At 44.6% G+C, this 18052-nt stretch carries 18 protein-coding genes; 9 read left to right on the top strand and 9 right to left on the bottom strand.

The genetic code is table 11. The features are described 5' to 3' along the window. Nucleotides 1–136 precede the first annotated feature (136 nt). The 5 genes from JBF11_RS09545 to bioD are packed head-to-tail and all read left to right on the top strand — an operon-like array spanning nucleotide 137 to nucleotide 5108. A complete protein-coding gene (locus JBF11_RS09545) occupies nucleotides 137–937 on the top strand; it encodes a 2-amino-3,7-dideoxy-D-threo-hept-6-ulosonate synthase (RefSeq protein ID WP_334315250.1) in 801 nt (266 codons plus the stop codon). Next, a complete protein-coding gene (locus JBF11_RS09550; RefSeq protein ID WP_334315251.1) occupies nucleotides 937–1923 on the top strand; it encodes a 3-dehydroquinate synthase II domain-containing protein in 987 nt (328 codons plus the stop codon). The genes JBF11_RS09545 and JBF11_RS09550 overlap by 1 nt, the downstream gene beginning before the upstream one ends. Before the next feature lie 3 nt (nucleotides 1924–1926). Continuing rightward, entirely contained in the window at nucleotides 1927–3039 is a 1113-nt protein-coding gene (locus JBF11_RS09555; RefSeq protein WP_334315252.1) for a bifunctional chorismate mutase/prephenate dehydratase, read from the top strand. A gap of 15 nt (nucleotides 3040–3054) precedes the next feature. Next, complete coding sequence (gene bioA, locus JBF11_RS09560; protein WP_334315253.1) at nucleotides 3055–4407, top strand: adenosylmethionine--8-amino-7-oxononanoate transaminase; 1353 nt, start codon at nucleotides 3055–3057, stop codon at nucleotides 4405–4407. After that, nucleotides 4407–5108 carry a dethiobiotin synthase gene (bioD, locus tag JBF11_RS09565; RefSeq protein ID WP_334315254.1) on the top strand — a complete coding sequence of 234 codons (702 nt, stop codon included), beginning with the start codon at nucleotides 4407–4409 and terminating at the stop codon, nucleotides 5106–5108. The genes bioA and bioD overlap by 1 nt, the downstream gene beginning before the upstream one ends. Here the strand turns inward: bioD and JBF11_RS09570 are convergent. Genes JBF11_RS09570 through JBF11_RS09580 form a run of 3 tightly spaced genes read right to left on the bottom strand, consistent with a single transcriptional unit; the run spans nucleotide 5064 to nucleotide 7523 of the window. After that, a complete protein-coding gene (locus JBF11_RS09570; RefSeq protein WP_334315255.1) occupies nucleotides 5064–5783 on the bottom strand; it encodes a methyltransferase in 720 nt (239 codons plus the stop codon). The two genes, bioD and JBF11_RS09570, sit on opposite strands and share 45 nt — an antisense overlap. Then, nucleotides 5776–6402 (bottom strand): pimeloyl-ACP methyl esterase BioG family protein, encoded by a 627-nt coding sequence (locus JBF11_RS09575; protein WP_334315256.1) that lies wholly within the window; start codon nucleotides 6400–6402, stop codon nucleotides 5776–5778. The genes JBF11_RS09570 and JBF11_RS09575 overlap by 8 nt, the downstream gene beginning before the upstream one ends. Continuing rightward, nucleotides 6384–7523: an aminotransferase class I/II-fold pyridoxal phosphate-dependent enzyme gene (locus tag JBF11_RS09580; RefSeq protein ID WP_334315257.1), complete on the bottom strand. Its 1140-nt coding sequence runs from the start codon at nucleotides 7521–7523 to the stop codon at nucleotides 6384–6386. Before JBF11_RS09580 ends, JBF11_RS09575 begins: the two co-directional genes overlap by 19 nt. A gap of 147 nt (nucleotides 7524–7670) precedes the next feature. Between JBF11_RS09580 and JBF11_RS09585 the strand changes: the two genes are divergently transcribed. The 3 genes from JBF11_RS09585 to JBF11_RS09595 all read left to right on the top strand — a co-directional run bounded on the left by JBF11_RS09585 (nucleotide 7671) and on the right by JBF11_RS09595 (nucleotide 10964). Continuing rightward, nucleotides 7671–9083 carry a sodium:proton antiporter gene (locus JBF11_RS09585; protein WP_417168638.1) on the top strand — a complete coding sequence of 471 codons (1413 nt, stop codon included), beginning with the start codon at nucleotides 7671–7673 and terminating at the stop codon, nucleotides 9081–9083. 161 nt (nucleotides 9084–9244) lie between these two features. Then, entirely contained in the window at nucleotides 9245–10084 is an 840-nt protein-coding gene (locus JBF11_RS09590) for an AraC family transcriptional regulator (protein WP_334315259.1), read from the top strand. Further along, nucleotides 10074–10964 (top strand): DMT family transporter, encoded by an 891-nt coding sequence (locus tag JBF11_RS09595; protein ID WP_334315260.1) that lies wholly within the window; start codon nucleotides 10074–10076, stop codon nucleotides 10962–10964. The genes JBF11_RS09590 and JBF11_RS09595 overlap by 11 nt, the downstream gene beginning before the upstream one ends. A gap of 69 nt (nucleotides 10965–11033) precedes the next feature. Here the strand turns inward: JBF11_RS09595 and folE2 are convergent, their stop codons facing one another. The 5 genes from folE2 to JBF11_RS09620 are packed head-to-tail and all read right to left on the bottom strand — an operon-like array spanning nucleotide 11034 to nucleotide 15965. Then, on the bottom strand, nucleotides 11034–11819 hold the full coding sequence (gene folE2 / locus JBF11_RS09600; RefSeq protein WP_334316334.1) for a GTP cyclohydrolase FolE2: 786 nt from the start codon (nucleotides 11817–11819) through the stop codon (nucleotides 11034–11036). Between the two features lie 29 nt (nucleotides 11820–11848). After that, nucleotides 11849–12319, bottom strand: a complete 471-nt coding sequence (gene nikR / locus JBF11_RS09605) for a nickel-responsive transcriptional regulator NikR (RefSeq protein ID WP_334315261.1) — start codon at nucleotides 12317–12319, stop codon at nucleotides 11849–11851. A 4-nt stretch (nucleotides 12320–12323) separates the two neighbouring features. Beyond that, the gene (ribF, locus tag JBF11_RS09610) at nucleotides 12324–13310 is read right to left on the bottom strand and encodes a bifunctional riboflavin kinase/FMN adenylyltransferase (RefSeq protein ID WP_334315262.1); all 987 of its coding nucleotides are present in this window, start codon (nucleotides 13308–13310) and stop codon (nucleotides 12324–12326) included. Nucleotide 13311: 1 nt separating this feature from the next. Continuing rightward, nucleotides 13312–14094 carry a DsbA family protein gene (locus tag JBF11_RS09615; protein ID WP_334315263.1) on the bottom strand — a complete coding sequence of 261 codons (783 nt, stop codon included), beginning with the start codon at nucleotides 14092–14094 and terminating at the stop codon, nucleotides 13312–13314. Between the two features lie 38 nt (nucleotides 14095–14132). Beyond that, nucleotides 14133–15965 carry a triose-phosphate isomerase gene (locus JBF11_RS09620; RefSeq protein WP_334315264.1) on the bottom strand — a complete coding sequence of 611 codons (1833 nt, stop codon included), beginning with the start codon at nucleotides 15963–15965 and terminating at the stop codon, nucleotides 14133–14135. Between the two features lie 149 nt (nucleotides 15966–16114). Between JBF11_RS09620 and JBF11_RS09625 the strand changes: the two genes are divergently transcribed. Then, nucleotides 16115–16474: a CGGC domain-containing protein gene (locus JBF11_RS09625; RefSeq protein WP_334315265.1), complete on the top strand. Its 360-nt coding sequence runs from the start codon at nucleotides 16115–16117 to the stop codon at nucleotides 16472–16474. Nucleotides 16475–16803: 329 nt separating this feature from the next. On the opposite strand, the gene qrcD is transcribed toward JBF11_RS09625, so the two are convergent. After that, nucleotides 16804–18051, bottom strand: a complete 1248-nt coding sequence (qrcD, locus tag JBF11_RS09630; protein WP_334315266.1) for a menaquinone reductase integral membrane subunit QrcD — start codon at nucleotides 18049–18051, stop codon at nucleotides 16804–16806. Nucleotide 18052 lies beyond the last annotated feature (1 nt).

Genomic DNA, 18052 nt, shown 5'->3' on the forward strand with positions numbered 1-18052 from the left:
CCTGTGGTTATGGGTATTGTGTTTAGTCATATCTAAAAAAATACTATGAAAACCACGGCACATTAGGTCCGTGGTTTTTTTTATTTTCTGAAAAACGTCACGGATGAAATAAAATGCTGTGGAAAAGGAGATTGTTATGAGTATCGGTAAAAAAATTCGTTTGGAACGCATTTTCAATCGTGAAACGAACCGCTGTATTATTGTTCCCATGGACCATGGTGTTTCTGTCGGTCCATGCCAGGGGCTTGTCAACATGCGTGAAACCGTGCAGGATATGTCTGTCGGCGGAGCGGACGCCGTGCTTATGCACAAAGGTTTGGTGCGCTGCGGGCATAGAACGAGCGGAAAGGATTTGGGGCTTATCGTGCATTTATCCGCTTCAACGGATTTATCTCCCCATGCCAATTCAAAAACTTTGGTCGCAACGGTTGAAGAAGCTATCCGTCTCGGAGCGGACGCCGTATCCATTCATGTAAATATCGGTGATGAATTGGAACGTGAAATGCTTGCTCAAATGGGAAGAGTGAGCGAGGCGACCGAAAGATGGGGTATGCCGCTTCTTGCCATGGTATATGCCCGCGGTCCGAAAATTCAAAATTCCTATGATCCGGATTTGATCGCCCACTGCGCAAGGGTCGGGGTCGAACTTGGCGCCGATGTCGTAAAAGTTCCTTACTCCGGCGATATGGACAGTTTCGCCCATGTTGTTGAATCTTGCTGCATTCCTGTTGTCATCGCAGGCGGGGCGAAAATGAATTCCACAAAAGACTTTTTGCAGGTTGTGCATGATTCCGTAAAAGCGGGCGGAGCGGGTTTATCTGTCGGACGCAATGTTTTCCAACATCCGAACAGACGTCAGCTGCTTCATGTTTTGCGCGGTGTCGTGCATGAAGGCTGGACCATGGAAAAAGCCTTGCAGGAAATGGGAGAAGAATAATGAAACGTACTGTTTTTGCTGAAATTTCGCCCTTTGATAAGGATGCCGTTTTGCTTGCTCTTGAGGCCGGTGTCGACGGTATTGTTACGGAAGACGCTCATATCGAAGAAATCAAGGGCTTGGCAAGAGTACAGTTTCTAGGCATGTCAGGCGTCAAATGCTTTGCCTTGGATAAAAAGGAAGACGAACTCGCGTATGAGAACGCCGTGCGCCAAAATCCCGCTGTTTTGCATACGTTGACGAAATTTGAAATCATTCCGGTGGAAAATCTTTTGGCGAAACCTGACATCGCGCAGAATATTTGCCTGACTGTCAATTCCTATGCCGAAGCGAAGCTCGCTTTTGGAATTTTGGAACGGGGCGTTGAAAAAATCATCGTTTCCGGGCAGGGTTTGGCTGATATCCGAAAAATAATGGAATTAGCCCAAACCGGCGGCGAAACCATGCAGCTTGAAGCCGCCGTGATTACCAAAATCCAGACTGTGGGTTTGGGGCACAGGGTTTGCGTTGACACGCTGTCCGTGCTTGAAACGGGGCAGGGCATGCTGTGCGGCAATTCTTCCGCTTTCACCTTTTTGGTCCATGCGGAAACGGAAGATAACGAATACGTCAATTCAAGACCGTTTCGGGTCAATGCGGGCGGCGTGCATGCCTACGCCATGATGCCCAATGATAAGACCAGTTATTTGCAGGAACTCCGTTCAGGTTCGGAAGTGCTTGTCGTGGATAAAAACGGACACTGCAAAAGTGCCGTTGTCGGAAGGGTGAAAATTGAAGTGCGACCCATGCTTATGGTTGAAGCAAAAACAAAGGACGGCAAAACAGGCGGTATTTTCCTGCAAAACGCGGAAACTATCCGTTTGGTCGGAAAAAACGGCAAACCTGTGAGCGTTGTTTCCCTCAAAGAGGGGGATGAGGTTTTATGCCATTTGGATTGTGCAGGACGCCATTTTGGCATGCGTGTTGAAGAAAATATTACGGAATGACGAATGGACACCGAAGCATTAACAATATTGCGAAAAGAAATAGACTTGCTGGATGGCGCTCTTTTGGATTTACTCCAAAAAAGAGCGTATTTAAGCAAGCAAGTTGCAAAAGCGAAACAGGGCGGAACAATTTTTTATCCTTTGCGGGAGAAAGAAATCGTAGCAAAATTGCAGGAACTCAATCTTTCTGCGTCGGGTGAAGAGAAAAAGCAGGTTTTGCCGTCTGAAAGCATCAGGCATATTTGGACGGAGATTTTTTCTTGCTCTCGTTCATTGCAGCAAAAAACATCGTTGGCTTTTTTGGGACCTGCGGGTACTTTTTCTCATTTTGCAGGTTTGGAACTCATGGGAAAAAGTCTGAATTTTGTGCCCTGCCATGATTTTAATGCTATTTTTGCGAAAGTGCATGCCGGAGAAGTGCGGTACGGGCTTGTGCCTTTGGAAAATTCTTTGCAGGGAACTGTTGGGCAATGCCTTGATTTATTTGAAGAATATCCTGTATCCATTGTTGCGGAGCATTACAGCGGCATTTGCCAGTGTTTGCTTTCCAAACAGCAGGATATGCGGCGTATTGAAGTAATTTATTCACACCCGCAGGCGCTTATGCAAAGTCACGAGTTCTTGCGGACCCATTGCCCCAATGCGCGGCTTGTGGAAATGAGTTCGACGGCGGAGGCGGCAAAACGGGCAGTGACGGAAGAAAATGCGGCGACTGTCGGGCATGAGGGGCTTGCGGAGCTTTGCGGGGAAAATGTTCCTTTCCATGTTTTGGCAAAAGACATCGCAGGCAGCAAAGAAAATATCACCCGCTTCGCTTTGATTGCGAAAGAGCAAAATTCGGGTGTGTTCAGAAAGCCCAAAACTTCTTTCACCTTTACCGTTGTTGATAAGGCGGGGGCTTTGTCGCAGGTTTTGCAGATTTTGCATAAAGCGGACATCAACCTGTCAAAATTGGAATCCCGTCCTTCGTATCATGCCGTGCCGGGCAGCGCATGGCAATACCGCTTTTTTGCGGATGCGCAAGCTGATTTACGGGAAAAGCCGGAGCTTACGCTTGCTTTGAAAGAATTTTGTTATGACATCCGTATACTCGGAGTGTACGAGAATTTGCTCTGAACGTGGTGATATGCAATGGATAAGCAAGATTGGATCGCAGATGATTTAAAATATGTTTGGCACCCTTTTACCCAAATGAAGCAATACGAAGGGGATGAAAAACCTATTTGCATCGTGAAAGGCGAGGGTATTTATATTGAAGATATTGACGGCAACCGGTATATGGATTCCGTTTCCTCCTGGTGGGTAAACAGTTTGGGGCATGCCCAGCCGCGGCTCGCAAAAGCGCTTTATGAGCAGGCTTGCGCCATTGAACAGGTCATTTTTGCGGGCTTTACGCATAAGCCCGCAATTTCTTTGGCGAAGAAACTCATCACGTTAGTCAATAACAGGCTTAAGCATGTTTTTTATTCCGACAACGGTTCGACAGCCATAGAAGTGGCTTTGAAAATGGCGTATCAATATTGGCAGCTGAAAGGAAAGGCTTCCAAAAAGAAGTTCATCGCTTTTGAAAATGCCTATCACGGCGATACCCTGGGCGCTGTTTCCGTGGGTGGTATCGATATGTATCATAAAGTGTACCGCCCGCTTTTATTTGATATAATCAGGGAAAAAAGTCCTTATTGCTATCGCTGCCCATGCGGGAAAGAGAAAGAGCACTGCCGGCTTGAATGCTTGCAGGGCGTTGAAGAAATATTAAAAGCGCGGCATGATGAAATTGCCGCCGTAATCATAGAACCTCTCATTCAAGCCGCAGGGGGTATGATTATGTATAAGGCGGAGTATCTGACGAAGCTTCGTGAACTTTGCGATGCATATCGGGTGCTTTTGATTGACGATGAAGTTGCCATGGGCTTTTACCGCACGGGAAAACTGTATGCTTACGAGCACGCCGGCATAGTTCCTGATATCGTGTGTTCCGCGAAAGCCCTTACCGCAGGCTTTTTGCCTTTGGCGGTGACGCTTTGCACGGACGAACTGTATTACGCTTTTTACGATGAGGATAAGGACGGGCTGAAAACCTTTTACCATGGGCACAGTTTTACTGCCAATCCCTTGGCTTGCGCTGTCGCCAATGAAAATCTCGCCATATTGCAGGAAATGAATATGGAAGAATATTTAAAACCGAAAATTCTGGCTTTTAAAAGAGGCCTGGAAAAATTTCGGAATTATCCGCATGTCGGGGATATCCGGCAGTGGGGCATGGTCAGCGCCGTTGAAATCGTCAAAGACAAGCGCACAAAAGAATGCTTCGCCTATGAGGAACAAATCGGCAAAAAAATTTATTCGGCGGGATTACGACGCGGAGTATTGCTCCGTCCCATGTGGAATTGCATGTATTTCATGCCTCCTTATGTGATAACGGAGGAAGAAATCGATAGTTTGCTGCGGCTTGCATACGACTCCATGCGCGAGGTGCTCGGCTGATGCTTAAAACATTTGCGGGCAAAAGCCTTTTTATCACAGGAACGGATACCGATGTCGGCAAAAGTGTTATTACGGCTGCCCTTGCCCTTTGTTTGGAGAAAATGGGGTATGATGTTGCCGTGTACAAGCCTTTGCAGAGCGGGGCATATTTTGAAAAAGACGGTCTTATTGCTCCTGATCTTGCTTTTGTGCGGAAATTTTCAAAAACAATAGCTTGCAAGTGTTCCTATTTGCTTGAAGGGGAATGTTCGCCGGCTCTCGCCATGAAGCTCGCCCGTGTCCCTTTTTCGCTCGATACCATAAAAGCGGATTTCACAGCTTTGCGGAAAGAGCATGATATCGTGCTTGTGGAAGGGGCGGGCGGTCTGCTTTGTCCCGTAAGTTTTGAAAACAAGCTTGCTATGGCTGACATCATACAATATCTTGCTTTGCCTTGCCTTATTGTCGCCCGTTCAGGCCTTGGCACCATCAACCATTGTCTTTTGACGGAGAAAATCGCCAAACAATACGGTTTGCACGTTAATGCTTTTCTTTTGAACAGGTTTCCGAAAAAAGCGGCTGAAACGGCAACGCAATATGTCTGTGAAGAATTGGCGCGGTATACCGATACGCCGGTTGTGCGTGCTGAAGAATTATCGCAATTGACTGCGGAAAATTTAGCCGGAATTTTTCAGGATAAGATAGAGCGGGTGATAGGTTAATTTGTTTTGAAATTTTTTATCATATTGTTTTAATTGTTCTTTTTTTATTAGCACATGGGTCATTCCGCCCACGCCGGTATTCTTTATGTGCCGCAACACGCTTATTGTATCCGGAAAGCGCATTTCTTCTGTTTCTTCTGAAAAATGCATTAATCGACAGGGGTGAATGACAGCATTTATTTCACTGCCGTTTAGGTATGTTAATCCCACATTAAAAACTTCCCGTATTTCCTGAAAATTTTTTTCACCGAAAAACGCCAATGCCAATGTTCCGTCAGGATTTAAACGCCGCATGCAGGTTCGTATGAGGGCGGCAGGGTTTTTGCTCCATTGGATTGCCGCATTGGAAAGGATTAAATCGAAATTCCGTGTCGGTTCATAATCTTGCAGCATATCCATGTCAAAGACCGTGTAGAGCAGTTTCGGGAATTTATTTTGCAGTAACTCGCCGTATTCCGGAACAATATCAAGGGCATGGTATTGTTCAAAAGAGCATTTCGCATAAATGTGCTTTGTCAGCGTGCCTGTGCCGCACCCGATTTCTAAAATGATTTTATAGGAATTGCCAAGCATTGAGGCTAATTTTTCCGCCATGTTCCTTTGAATGAAAGCATTGTCTTCATAGGTGGAACGGCTTTCATAAAAATTTTTCCGTATTGTGTTCAGCTTAAGCATCGAGTATTTCCTGCCAGCATGAAAAGAGGTGGAAAGGGTAGTGTTTGCAGTTGAGTGAAATAATTTTTTTTGCGTTTTTTGACCAATGCTTTTCTTGGGCTTTGGGCGGAAAAATGCTGTCTTGGCTAGCTATGAAAGCGCAGTCGAAAAAGGTAGCTTTTGGTAAATCATAACCTTGTATCGCAATAAGTTCTTGCCGCAATTCTGTTGCGGAACGGCTCGTATCCATGGCGAAACCGATTTTTTTGGAAAACAGGGGAAGCGTTTTTTCGGAAAAACTGTCGATGGTGAGGGTATAGATTTTTGGCGCTATTCCTTCGCCTGCGTCTATGGGATTTCCGGTGCCGCAAAAAGCAATTTTTTTTGTAAAGGGAAGCTGCAGCAGACTGCTCATATAAACGCCCATGGACCACGCAATCAAATAGATTTTTGCATAACCGGAAAAATTAGATTGCGGCACTTCCCTATTTTGATAATCAAAAAAATGCAGACAATCGAATGCGCGGGTTCGGGCGTTTTCCGCCGTCAAATGCTCAATACTTTTGCTTGTCATGCCCCAGCCGTTGAAAAAAAGGATAAGGCTGTCGCTTTTGTTTTGCGTTAACCATTCACAGCGCATTCGTATGCTTCCATTTCTGAAAAAAGACGAGCCAGTTCTTCCTTCGGCATATCGGCGCAAAGGGAAAGGCGTAAGCGGGCAGTGTGCAAAGGGACGGTGGGAGGGCGGACAGGCAAGACAAAAAAGCCTTTTTTCCGCAAATGGTTCGCCATATTGACAGCATCTTCATTTTCTCCGATGACGGCGGGCACAATGTGGGAAGAAAGTGAAAATTCCGAAAGAAGTTTTTTGAGTTTTTTCTGTTGTTCCAAAATATGGGTAAAATTTTGCGTCAGCAGAAATTCCGTCCATAAAACCTGTATGGGGGCAAGGGCTGTTGAAAAAATAAACGTTGGGGCATGATTGATGAGTTTGTCAATAATCTTTTTGTCAGCAACGCAAAAAGCGCCTTGCGAGCCAAGGGCTTTTCCAAGAGCCGCCATGACAATATCGATATGGGGAAGAACATTTTTTTCTTCCGTGCACAAGCCTTGGGCGTTTTCGCCTAAAACACCTGTTCCGTGCGCTTCGTCAAGCATGAGCAGGCATTGATATTTTTCTTTGAGGCTGATTAAATCGTTCAAAGAGGCTTTGTCTCCGTCCATGGAAAAAACCGATTCGGAAACAATCAATGCGTTTTTATAGGAAGAACGGTGCTTTTTGAGCAAGTCCTCAAGGTGACCGCAGTCCAAATGCTTGTAGCGAAAATAATCCGCATCGCTTTGGCGTATGCCGGCAAGTATGCTGTTATGATTGAGTTTGTCGGAAAAAATGCAGTCGCCTTTTTGCATTAATCCCGTGATGATGCCTAAATTGGCGTGATAGCCGGAATTGAAAAGAAGGGCGGATTCTTTTTCAAACCACTTTGCCAAAAATGTTTCCAAACGCGTATACGGGGCGGTATTTCCGCTTAAAAGGCGGGAAGAGGAAGAGGAAAAAAGGGCTTCCCGGTACAGATTTTTTGTAAAGGGATTTTGTTTTTTCAGAATTTGTTCAAGAAAACTGTTCCGCAGGTGTTCATTCGTACCGATATTCAAATAGTCGTTGGAGGAAAAATTGAGGTATTTTTTTTCGTTTCCGAAGATGTAAATTTCTTGTCTGTGTGTTGTGGGGGAAAGTGTTCTTATTGTGCTTGCGTCCATGTCTTTTTGTGCGTTTTCTTTGCGTGCTTGTCAAGAAAAATTAATTGTTCTTGCCCGGTATGCCGTTTTTTTCTTGCTTGGTTATGGTTTTAATGCTAAAGTAATCCTGCCTTGAAATCTTATAAGGAGTATACACTAATGCCTAAGATGCGTTTTTTATTGCCTTTATTGGCTGTAATGCTTTTGCTTCCGTCTGCTGCCTTCGCGGCTCATGGACATCCGACCTTTCCAAAGGATTTGGAACTTTATTGGGTAATTCCGTTTGTCTGCATGCTGCTTTCCATTGCTATCGGACCTTTGGCCGTGCCTCATTTCTGGCATCACCATTTTGGTAAAGTCGCGTTATTCTGGGGGCTCGCTTTTTTGGTTCCTGCAACATTCATACTCGGTTTCGACCTTGTGAGCTTTTATGCCGTTGAAACCATTTTGCTTGAATATCTGCCTTTCATCATTCTTTTACTTGCTCTTTTCACTGCCGCAGGCGGTATCCGCTTAAAAGGAACATTGGTCGGAACTCCTGCCGTCAATACGGGACTTTTGGCTTTCGGTACCATTATCGCCAGCTGGATTGGTACGACAGGCGCCGCAATGCTCCTTATCCGTCCTCTTCTTCGTGCCAATAAACACCGCAAATACCAGGTGCACCAAGTCGTGTTCTTCATTTTCTTGGTTGCGAATATCGGCGGGTCTTTGACTCCTCTTGGTGATCCTCCGCTTTTCTTAGGCTTTTTGAAAGGTGTCAGCTTCTTCTGGACAACAGTGCACCTTTTTGTAAAAACCGCATTTATTTCCGTTTTGTTATTGGCGATTTATTTTGTCATCGATACCGTTCTTTTCAAAAAAGAAGGTTCTCCGATTCCTGCTTCTTCCGCCAATGCTGAAAAACTCGGCTTGGACGGCAAGATCAACCTTTTGTTTGTCGCTTGTATCGTAGGGCTTGTTCTTCTGAGCGGTTCATGGAACCCCGGCGTGACGTTCCATGTATACGGCATTCCTGTCGAATTGCAAAACGTTGTCCGTGATTTGTGCTTGCTCGGCGTTGTGTTCTTATCCATGAAGTTTACTTCCAAGGAATGCCGCGAACTCAATGATTTCAACTGGGAACCGATTGCGGAAGTCGCAAAGCTCTTTATCGGCATTTTCTTAAGCATGATTCCCGCCCTTGCTATTTTGCGCGCAGGCACTGAAGGCAGCCTTGCAAGCCTTATCAGCATGGTTTCCGATCCGGCGACAGGCGAACCGCTCAACTATATGTATTTCTGGCTTACCGGTATTTTGTCCTCATTCTTGGACAATGCTCCGACCTACCTCGTATTCTTCAATACCGCCGGCGGCGACGCCGCATACCTTATGCAGCATGTGGGCACGCTTGCCGCAATTTCCGCCGGTGCGGTATTTATGGGTGCTGTAACGTATATTGGTAATGCTCCTAACTTTATGGTTCGTTCCATTGCTGAAAACAGCGGCGTGAAGATGCCCAGCTTCTTCGGCTACATGCTTTGGTCCATCGGTATTTTGTGGCCGATTTTCATTCTTACCACCTTTATTTTCTTTGTATAAGAAGATTGATAGAAATGAAAAAGCCGATGTGACGGCTTGAAAAAAAAACGGTATAGTGTGAAACTATACCATTTTTTCATAGGTTGTGCGTTTTTTTAAAATGAACATATTTTACAAGAATTATTCATGGGACAATGGTAGACGGAGAGAAAAGAGGTTGTATGAAGAAAGGAATGCGGACAGCCGTTTATGACAGCGGATTATGCATAGAAGCGTATTGCTTCAATGGTATCGTCCAGCCTTTTCCCAACCATTTTCATGAATATTATGTGCTCGGATTGGTTGGGGAAGGGGAACGGCTTTTATTTTGTAACAATAAGAAATCTCAGCTAAAAAAAGGAAGCATTCTTTTGTTTAATCCCGAAGATACCCATGGGTGCAGGCAAAATGACGAAAGGACCTTTGCATACCGCTGTTTCAATATTTCCCGAAAAAGAATGCTTGAATTAACCGAGGAAATTACCGGAAAGCGAAAACTTCCCCTGTTTTCACGAAATGTTTTTTATCATGCTGAAATAATGTATTATTTTTATTCATTGCATGAAAAAATAATGAATGGCGCTTCTGATTTTGAAAAAGAAGAGGGAATATTGTTTCTTATTTCCGCATTGATACGGAATTACGGGAGGTTTTGTGAAACTGCTTTGCCTGAATGCGGGGAACAAGTCAAAAAAGCATGTGAATTTATGCGGGAACAGTATGGCGGGCGGATTAGTTTGGAAGAACTATGCCGGCATGCGGGATTGAGCAAATCAACCTTACTGCGGGCTTTCATAAAGGAAAAAGGAATTTCACCGTATCGGTATTTGGAGGCCGTGCGCGTCAATGAAGCAAAAATATTATTGGAAAAAGGAATACCGCCCGCAGATGTCGCCTGTCAAACCGGATTTTTTGACCAAAGCCATTTCACGCATTATTTTAACAAGCTTATCGGAATCAGTCCCGGTGCGTATCACGGAATTTTTTCCGGCATAGGCAAAAGAGGCAGACATGACGGATAAAAGCAAGATAATCGGGCACTTGGCTGCTGTGTTCACAATCATCATATGGGGAACGACATTCATTTCAACAAAAATTCTTTTGGAAGGTTTCCTGCCTGTTGAAATTTTATTTTTCCGCTTTGTAATAGGGTATACCGCATTATTGCTATTGTATCCGAAAAAATTGAAAGTAACGAACCGTAAGCACGAACCGGTCTTTGTTTTTGCCGGATTATGCGGAATATGCCTGTATTATTTATTGGAAAATATTGCATTGACCTTTACGTTTGCTTCCAATGTCGGCGTTATCATGTCCACGGCACCTTTTTTCACAGCGATTTTATCACATCTGTTTTTTATTTCAGAAGAAAAATTGCGGCTGCGTTTTTTTATCGGTTTTGTTTGCGCAATGGTCGGAATAATTTTTATCAGTTATAACGGAATGAAATTCACTCTTGATCCTTTAGGGGATTTTCTCGCTCTCAGCGCGGCTCTTGTTTGGGCATGCTATTCACTTTTAGTCAGAAAAATCAGCAAGATGGGGTATCCTGTTTTTCTTTCCACAAGAAGGACGTTTTTTTATGGAATCATATTTATGATACCGGCAGCGTGGTTTTCGGATTTTCGTTTGGATTTGTTTCGTTTCACGCATTCCATCTATTTATTTAATATGATATTCTTAGGTCTCGGGGCTTCGGCGTTCTGTTTTGTGACTTGGAATTTTGCAGTCAGGGAATTGGGGACGGTAAAAACCAGCGTTTATATTTATTTGGTTCCGGTGATAACCGTTTTCACTTCCGCGCTTGTTTTAAAAGAGCGATTGACGGCATTAATGGGAATAGGCGCGGCATTGACCTTGGCAGGCTTGATTTTATCGGAACAAAAAGCCGGAAAAAAATAATTTCACAGATAATCTCAGGGCACGGTGAAAAGCGTGTTCGTACGGGGTGAAATTTATTTTTTTCAACAGTTATTTTTTTTCAATCATGGCGAAGGCATTATGCCCATGAATGGATTCACAGCTTTCCACAATGACGGTATACCATTCCACATGTTCATGCTTATCCAGTTGATAGGCGACTGTCCGCACCACGTCTTCCACAAAATAGGCATTTTCATAGGCTTGCTCCGTGACAAATTTTTCATCAGGGCGTTTTAAAACGGCATAAATCGGGGCGGAACCGGCTTGTTCGGCGATATGGACAAATTCTTCTATCCAAGAAAATTTGGAAAGTTTGATGTGCATTTTGATATAGGTGCGCTGCCCGTGCGCTCCGTATTTGCTGATGGCTTTGGAACAAGGGCAGACTGTTGTCACGGGCACTTCTATTTCAATAAGAAAAGCGGGCTTGTCCCATGTTTTATCCCATTCGCCCGTAAAGCGGCATTGATAAGAAACAGGCGCGGCGGCATGGCTTACCGGGGCTTTTTTGGTGATAAAATAAGGAAAATTGAAACTGAGATAGGCTTTTTGGGCATTGAGCTTGTTCCGCACTTGTTCAAGCAGGTTTTTGAGCGAGGCGTAATCAAGCTTTTCTTCCGAGTTTTCCCGCCATTCTTCAAGCGCTTCTATAAATCGGCTCATGTGCGTGCCTTTGAAGTCAGCCGGCAAATCCACACTCATATCAACTTTTGCAATACTGTGCTGTTTTTCGTTGGCAAGGTCGCGGACGACAAGAGGAATATGGAAGTCTTTTATTCCGACTTTATCAATGGCCAAAGGGTGTTTCGCCTTTGTGCTTTGTATATCTTCCAAAGGAGCGCAGTAATTTTTCATAATGAACCTTAATTATGATTGTGTTTGCCTGTGTGGCAGTGTTTATCATGCGTATGGCAGGAGTTTGCAAGGGTGTCGATGCTTGTTATGGCGAGATTCGCTTTTAAAACGCCGCGGGCGGTGGAAAGCTTGTCTGCTAGTTCCTGTACTTTACAGTTTCGTCCTTTTAAAATCATCACTTCAAGGCAGTGGTGCAGGTCTAAATGCACATGCAGGCTTGTCATCACGATTTCATGGACTTCATGCTGCAGCCCGGTAAGTTTTTTTGATAAATCGCTGTTGTGGTGATCGTAAATGACGCTGAGCACGCCGCTGACATTAGCGTCGGGATTTGTGTTCGCTTCTTCCTGCAAAGCATTCCGCATGCATTGGCGCAAGGCGTCGGAGCGGTTGGCAAAGCCTTTTTCTTTGCTGAGAGTGTCAAAAGCTTCCACAAGCGCGGTTTCAATGGAAACGCCGAAGCGTGTGATTTCACTCATATCATCACCTGTTCGCAGTCAATATGGTTTGAATGTTTTGTTTGTCTTCCGTGAGTTGCCGTATGAGTTCCTCTGCGGAATTGAATTTTTTTTCATTCCGCAGAAAATCATAAAAAGAAATTTCTATCTCGCAATCATAAATATCCGCGTCAAAGTCAAAAATGAAGGTTTCAATGCTTCGGCAATCATTATTGAATGTCGGATTATAGCCTATATTCGTCATTCCGAAAAATTCCGGACTTTGCATATTTTCTGTAAAACGGGGATCGAGGATTTTTACTTTTGTCGCGTAGACCCCGTTTTTAGGCACGATAAGCGTATCTTCCAACAAATTGGCAGTTGGAAAGCCTAAAAGTTTTCCTCCTCTGTTGAAACCGTGCTGTACAGTTCCCGACAAATGATACGCATAACCAAGCATGGCGTTCGCTTTTTTTATATCGGCGGATAGAAGGGCTTCGCGGATTTTGGTGGAGCTGATGATTTCTTTATTTTCCAAAAGCACCGGGGCATGGGCATAGACGGCGAAACCATATTGTTTCCCAAGTTCTGCAAGTTTTTCTTTTCCCGCTCTGTCCCGTCCTATTTTGAAATCATGCCCGATGAAAAGCATGGCGATATTGTATTGTCCGGCAAGAAATTCACAAAATTCTTCACTTGTTTTGGCGGCAAACTCTTTTGTGAACGGCAGTTCTTCCACGTTATGCAAAGGAAAAGCGTTCAAAACGCCGAGCCGTTTTTCATACGTCATGAGCGGAATGTAAAATTTATTGCCCAGCACGCTTGCAGGATGTGGTTTGAACGTCAAAAGGCAGGAAACGGGATTTGTTTGCATGTCCAAACGGTAATAGGGAATAAGCTCTTGATGTTTTTCAAAAAATTGTTCACGATAGGCGGAAGAAGAGGCAAATTGTATTAAATGCTCGATAATATGGCGGTGTCCCAAGTGCACGCCGTCAAAATTGCCGATAGTGAGAATACTGCAAGGTTTCATATTATTTTAAAGAAAACTTCAAAGCACTTTCCAAAGTGGTTAAATTTTGCGTTCCGACGAGCACGAGATTATTAATGAACAAGTACGGTGTTCCTGTTACCTGGTATTGTTTCGCTTCGCTGATATCTTCGTTGATAAGGGCGTCCAGTTCGGCTTTTTTGCTTTCCGCTTCCTTGGCTATGCTTTCCGGATCATAGCCTTGCTGGCGGACGATTTCTTTGAGGACTTGCAAAGGATTTGCGGCATAGGCTTGTTGATGGACAAAAACCGTATCGTGCAATTGCCATGCTTTTTGGCTGTCTTTTTGATTCATCAAATAGAACCAGCGCAGGGCGATTTTGCTGTCGTCATTTTTGGGGTAGGCTTTGAAAACCAATTTTACGTCTTTGTGTTGTTTGATGAACGTTTCGACGGTACCGGCGGTTTTTTGGCAATAGGTGCATAAGAAATCAGAAAAAACATACAAGGTGTTGGGCGCGTTTTTATCGCCGAGCATGGGGCGTTTTTCGGTCGTAAAATTCTTTACGATTTTTTTATCCTGCTGCCATTTTGCCTCTAATTCATTGACACGGGCGGATTCGGAGGCGGACGTTATGGTCTGGATGAATTTGCTGTCGTTCTCTTTCATGATGTCAAAAAGAATTTCCGGATTTTCTTTCAATACTTCGATGAGCATGGCTTTAAACGCTTCTTTGTCCGCCGCAGTTGCTGAAAAAGCCGTTGATATGACAAGATTTGACAATAAAGCCATTGCCAAAAGCGTGGTGATGAAAAATTTTCTCATAATTGTTCTCTGTTTTTTATCTGCAATTCTTTGGGGTTTTATTCTTCCATGTTCTCCGCCCGTTCTGCCGCTTCAAGTTCGGCTTCACGGATAAGGATTTCTTCCAGTTGTATATCCGCCGAGATGACGCCCGTGATATCGTCGTTTTCGTTGGTGACCGCCATGGAAACGGTGATGATCAGTTTGCCTGTGTATTGGGATTGGTATAAATCGCTGATGTGCAGCTTACCTGTGCTGATAGGCGCTTTAAACCATTCACGGCCGGAATAGTCATAACCTTTTTTCGGTAAATTGCCGTATTTTTCCTGATAGCTCGGATCAGTGATGACTGCTTCCAAAAGCTCCCCTTTGATATTGTTCAGAGTCAGGAATTGAATGAACGGATACTGTTCGACAAAAAGGTTCATGGCTTTGATTGTTTCTTCGTTTCCGCTTTCGGCGACGCAGACGCCGGCAAGCTTCGTAATGATATGGGCTGCAAGGCGGCCTGCGAGGCGTTTGATTTTTTGCAGTTCTGTCACAAAAAGTTCCGGCAGGTACCGTTTGGTCAGCACAAGCATTTCTTGCGTGGAGAATGATGTGTTGCGTCCTTCTTCATAGGCTTTCATGATTTCATTGTAAAGCTTGCCTATGGCTGGGTGCTGTTTGCTGATTTGGTTTTCCCCTTCCAGTTTGAAGTGGTGGTTCACCCAATAGGCGACGCCCGCTTTGCCCGCTTTATCCGTAATGATAATCGGAACAGGACGTCCCAAAATCGTTTTCGTATCGAAAATATTGTAAATTTCCTCATTTTTTGCCAAACCGTCAATATGCACGCCTGCTGCCGTCGCGTTAAATTCCGCCCCCACAAAAGGATAGTTCGGCGGAATTTTATATTCAAGTTCATTTTCAAAAAATTCGGCGATTTCGGAAATGACTGCCGTATCTGCTGCTTCGTCCTGTCCTGTTAAGGAAATATATTCTATGACAAGGGCTTCGATGGGCGTGTTGCCTGTTCTTTCGCCGAAGCCGAGCAATGCTCCGTTTACGGCTCCGCAGCCGTAGAGCCAAGCCGTCACTCCGTTGACAAGGACTTTATGGAAATCATTGTGTCCATGCCATTCAAGCCATTCTCCGGGAACGCCCGCCTCATCCGTAAACGCGCGCACAATGCGCTGAACGGAACGGGGAAGCGCCGCTCCGCCATAAGGAACGCCAAAGCCCATGGTATCGCATAATCTGATTTTGACGGGCATGGATGCCTGCTTTGACAATTCCATGAGTTTACCTGCAAAAGGAAGGCAAAAGCCGTAAATATCCGCCCTTGTGATGTCTTCAAAGTGGCAGCGAGGTACAATGCCCCATGCAAGGGCTTGTTCCACAAGCTTTAAATAATCATTCATGGCTGTTGTTCGGTTTTTGCCGAGCTTCAGATAAAGGTGGTAATCGGAAACACTGGTCAGCATGCCCACTTCATCGAATTCCATATCCCGGGCGATTTTCAAATCATCGATATTCGCCCTTATCCAGCCTGTTATACGCGGAAAACGGTATCCTCTCGCCCGGCAGGTATCGATGGCTTTTCTGTCTTTTTGGGAATACATGAAAAATTCGGAGGCTTGTATGAGTCCGCTTTTTCCGCCTAATTTATGCAGCAAATCGAACATGCGCGCTATCTGCTTTACGCTGTAAGGCGGGCGCGCTTGCTGCCCGTCACGGAATGTTGTGTCTGTAATGAAAAAAGGATTGGCGGGACGGGGAGGAATGGTGACATCATCAAATTCGATGCGGCCGATTTTGGAATAAGGGAATACTTCGCGGTAAAGCTGTGGGTGTTCACGCTCTTCCATTAAGAGAGTTCTGGAAGCGCTTTTTTTATAAATAATGGACATATTTTTTCCTTGTTGTGTAAAATGAGAATAATGTGTATACTAAACCTTTTTCACCTAAGAAGTCAAAGCCTTGTGCATAAAAAAAATTTTTGGATATTGACTTTGCTGTTCATAAAGACTAATAAGAAATTCTTATAGGAGACTGTATTATGAAAAAATTAGGTATTATTCGTTGCCAGCAGACAGAGGATATGTGTCCCGGAACACGGGATTTCACAACAGCGAAAGAAGGGTCTGGATCTCTTGCGGAAAGCGGTATCGGTCAATGTGAGGTTGTCGGTTTTGTGAGCTGCGGCGGCTGTCCGGGCAAAAAAGCCGTGACACGCGCTGCAATGCTTAAAGAACGCGGTGCGGAAGTCATTATGCTTGCTTCCTGTATCGGAAAAGGAACTCCCATCGGTTTTCCCTGTCCCAATAAAGGGCTTATGGTCAAAGCCATTAAAGCGAAACTTGGCGAGGATTTTCCCGTGCTTGAATACAGCCATGAAGCTTCTGCGAAAAAATGCTGATTTTGGTTCTTGCTTTTAACTTCCCGCTTTTACGGGGATGATTTTTATCTTTGCTGTCGTTATCGGTCATTTTCTTTACCGCAGCAGTTAAAGCGAAAACGTTTTTTTTCACATTTTTTTTTAGCGGTTTTGTCTTGCGTGAGTGTTTCATGTGTGAATAATGAATGGCAATATGGCACAAGTATCGCATCATTGCTTGTTTTTTCCGTGTTATCAAAACGTCGTACGTGAAATTTTGCGTTTAGGGATTTGGGGGAATTATTTCCCCAAAAAAATGAAAAAGCCTAGTATGTTTTACTAGGCTTTTGATTTAAGTAGTCAATAATTTCTTATTTCTTATTGAGTTCCGCTTCTTGCGGGAAGAGCGGGCAGTAACGGTACGTTACGGCAATGGTGATAATGGCGTAACCGAGGACAAGGGCGAACGCTCCCCATTCAGCCCAGTTTGCCCAATACCAGCGCCATTCCTCAAAAGGCATGACAGGAATGCCGAGGGCTTGTACTGTCATGACAAAGCGGTTGAGAACAATGCTGAAGCAAGTAACAAAACAGCCTAAGTAGAAAAATGCCGGAATTTTTCTGAGAGCAGGCAAAGCCATGCAGACAATGCCGATGACAAGGGCGATGTGTTCGGCATAGAACCATACGGAACTGTAAACAAAGCCGGTAAACATCTGTTCAAAGGTCAGTCCGCTTCTTGGGAGAATATCATTCACCCATGCGTAGGAATCGAGGAATTTGCCGATTGTGTAGACAATAAGCATTGTTCCGCCGATTTTGCCCATCAATTGTTTTATTTTCCAGGAAACGAGTTTTTTGCTGGTGATTTTTTCCATAAGGGTGACCATAAGGACGGAGAACATCGGACCGGCGCTTACGGCAGAAAGAAGATAGAGGAAGAAAGTCCAAGGCCAAATGAAGAAACCGTCGCGGAAAATATAGGGACGTCCGAAAAGCACGCCGTACATGCCGCCCAGACTGCCCTGGTGGAATGTGGAGAGGAACGCTCCGATACCGGCAAAAAGAGGCATATACACGTGGAAATTGTGGGCAAGGTGTTGGATGAATGTATTTTTTTCAAATAAGCGTTGTTCAAGAATAAGGGGAATGTATTCAATGATAAGAACAATGCAGTAGCAGGTGATACAGAAAATAACTTCCGTAAGCATGGAGTGGACGTTCGGATACCAGTAACCGAACCACGCGCGGATCGGCTGTCCGATATCGAGCACCAAGATGAGCATTGCGCCCGTATAGCAGAGAAAACCGACAACAGCCGTAAAGCTTACGATGTTTTTGAGTTCGTCGATGTTCAAAATATAACGGAGCAGGCCGGTAAAGAAAGCTCCTGCCCCAAGGGCGATGACCGCAAGGTCCAAAGTGATCCATAAGCCGAAACCGAATTTGTCATCAAGACCGGTTGTGCCGAGACCTTGATATAAAACAACAAAAGCGGCAATAACACCCCAAATGAGCAATGCGGTCGGAATCAGCATAAAAAGGGAGAATTGCGTAAAAGAGCAGCGTTCACACCCTTTAGGAAAAAGGGCATTATCTATTGGTTTGCTATAATCCATA

This window comes from Taurinivorans muris, from assembly GCF_025232395.1.
Classification (GTDB): domain Bacteria; phylum Desulfobacterota; class Desulfovibrionia; order Desulfovibrionales; family Desulfovibrionaceae; genus Taurinivorans; species Taurinivorans muris.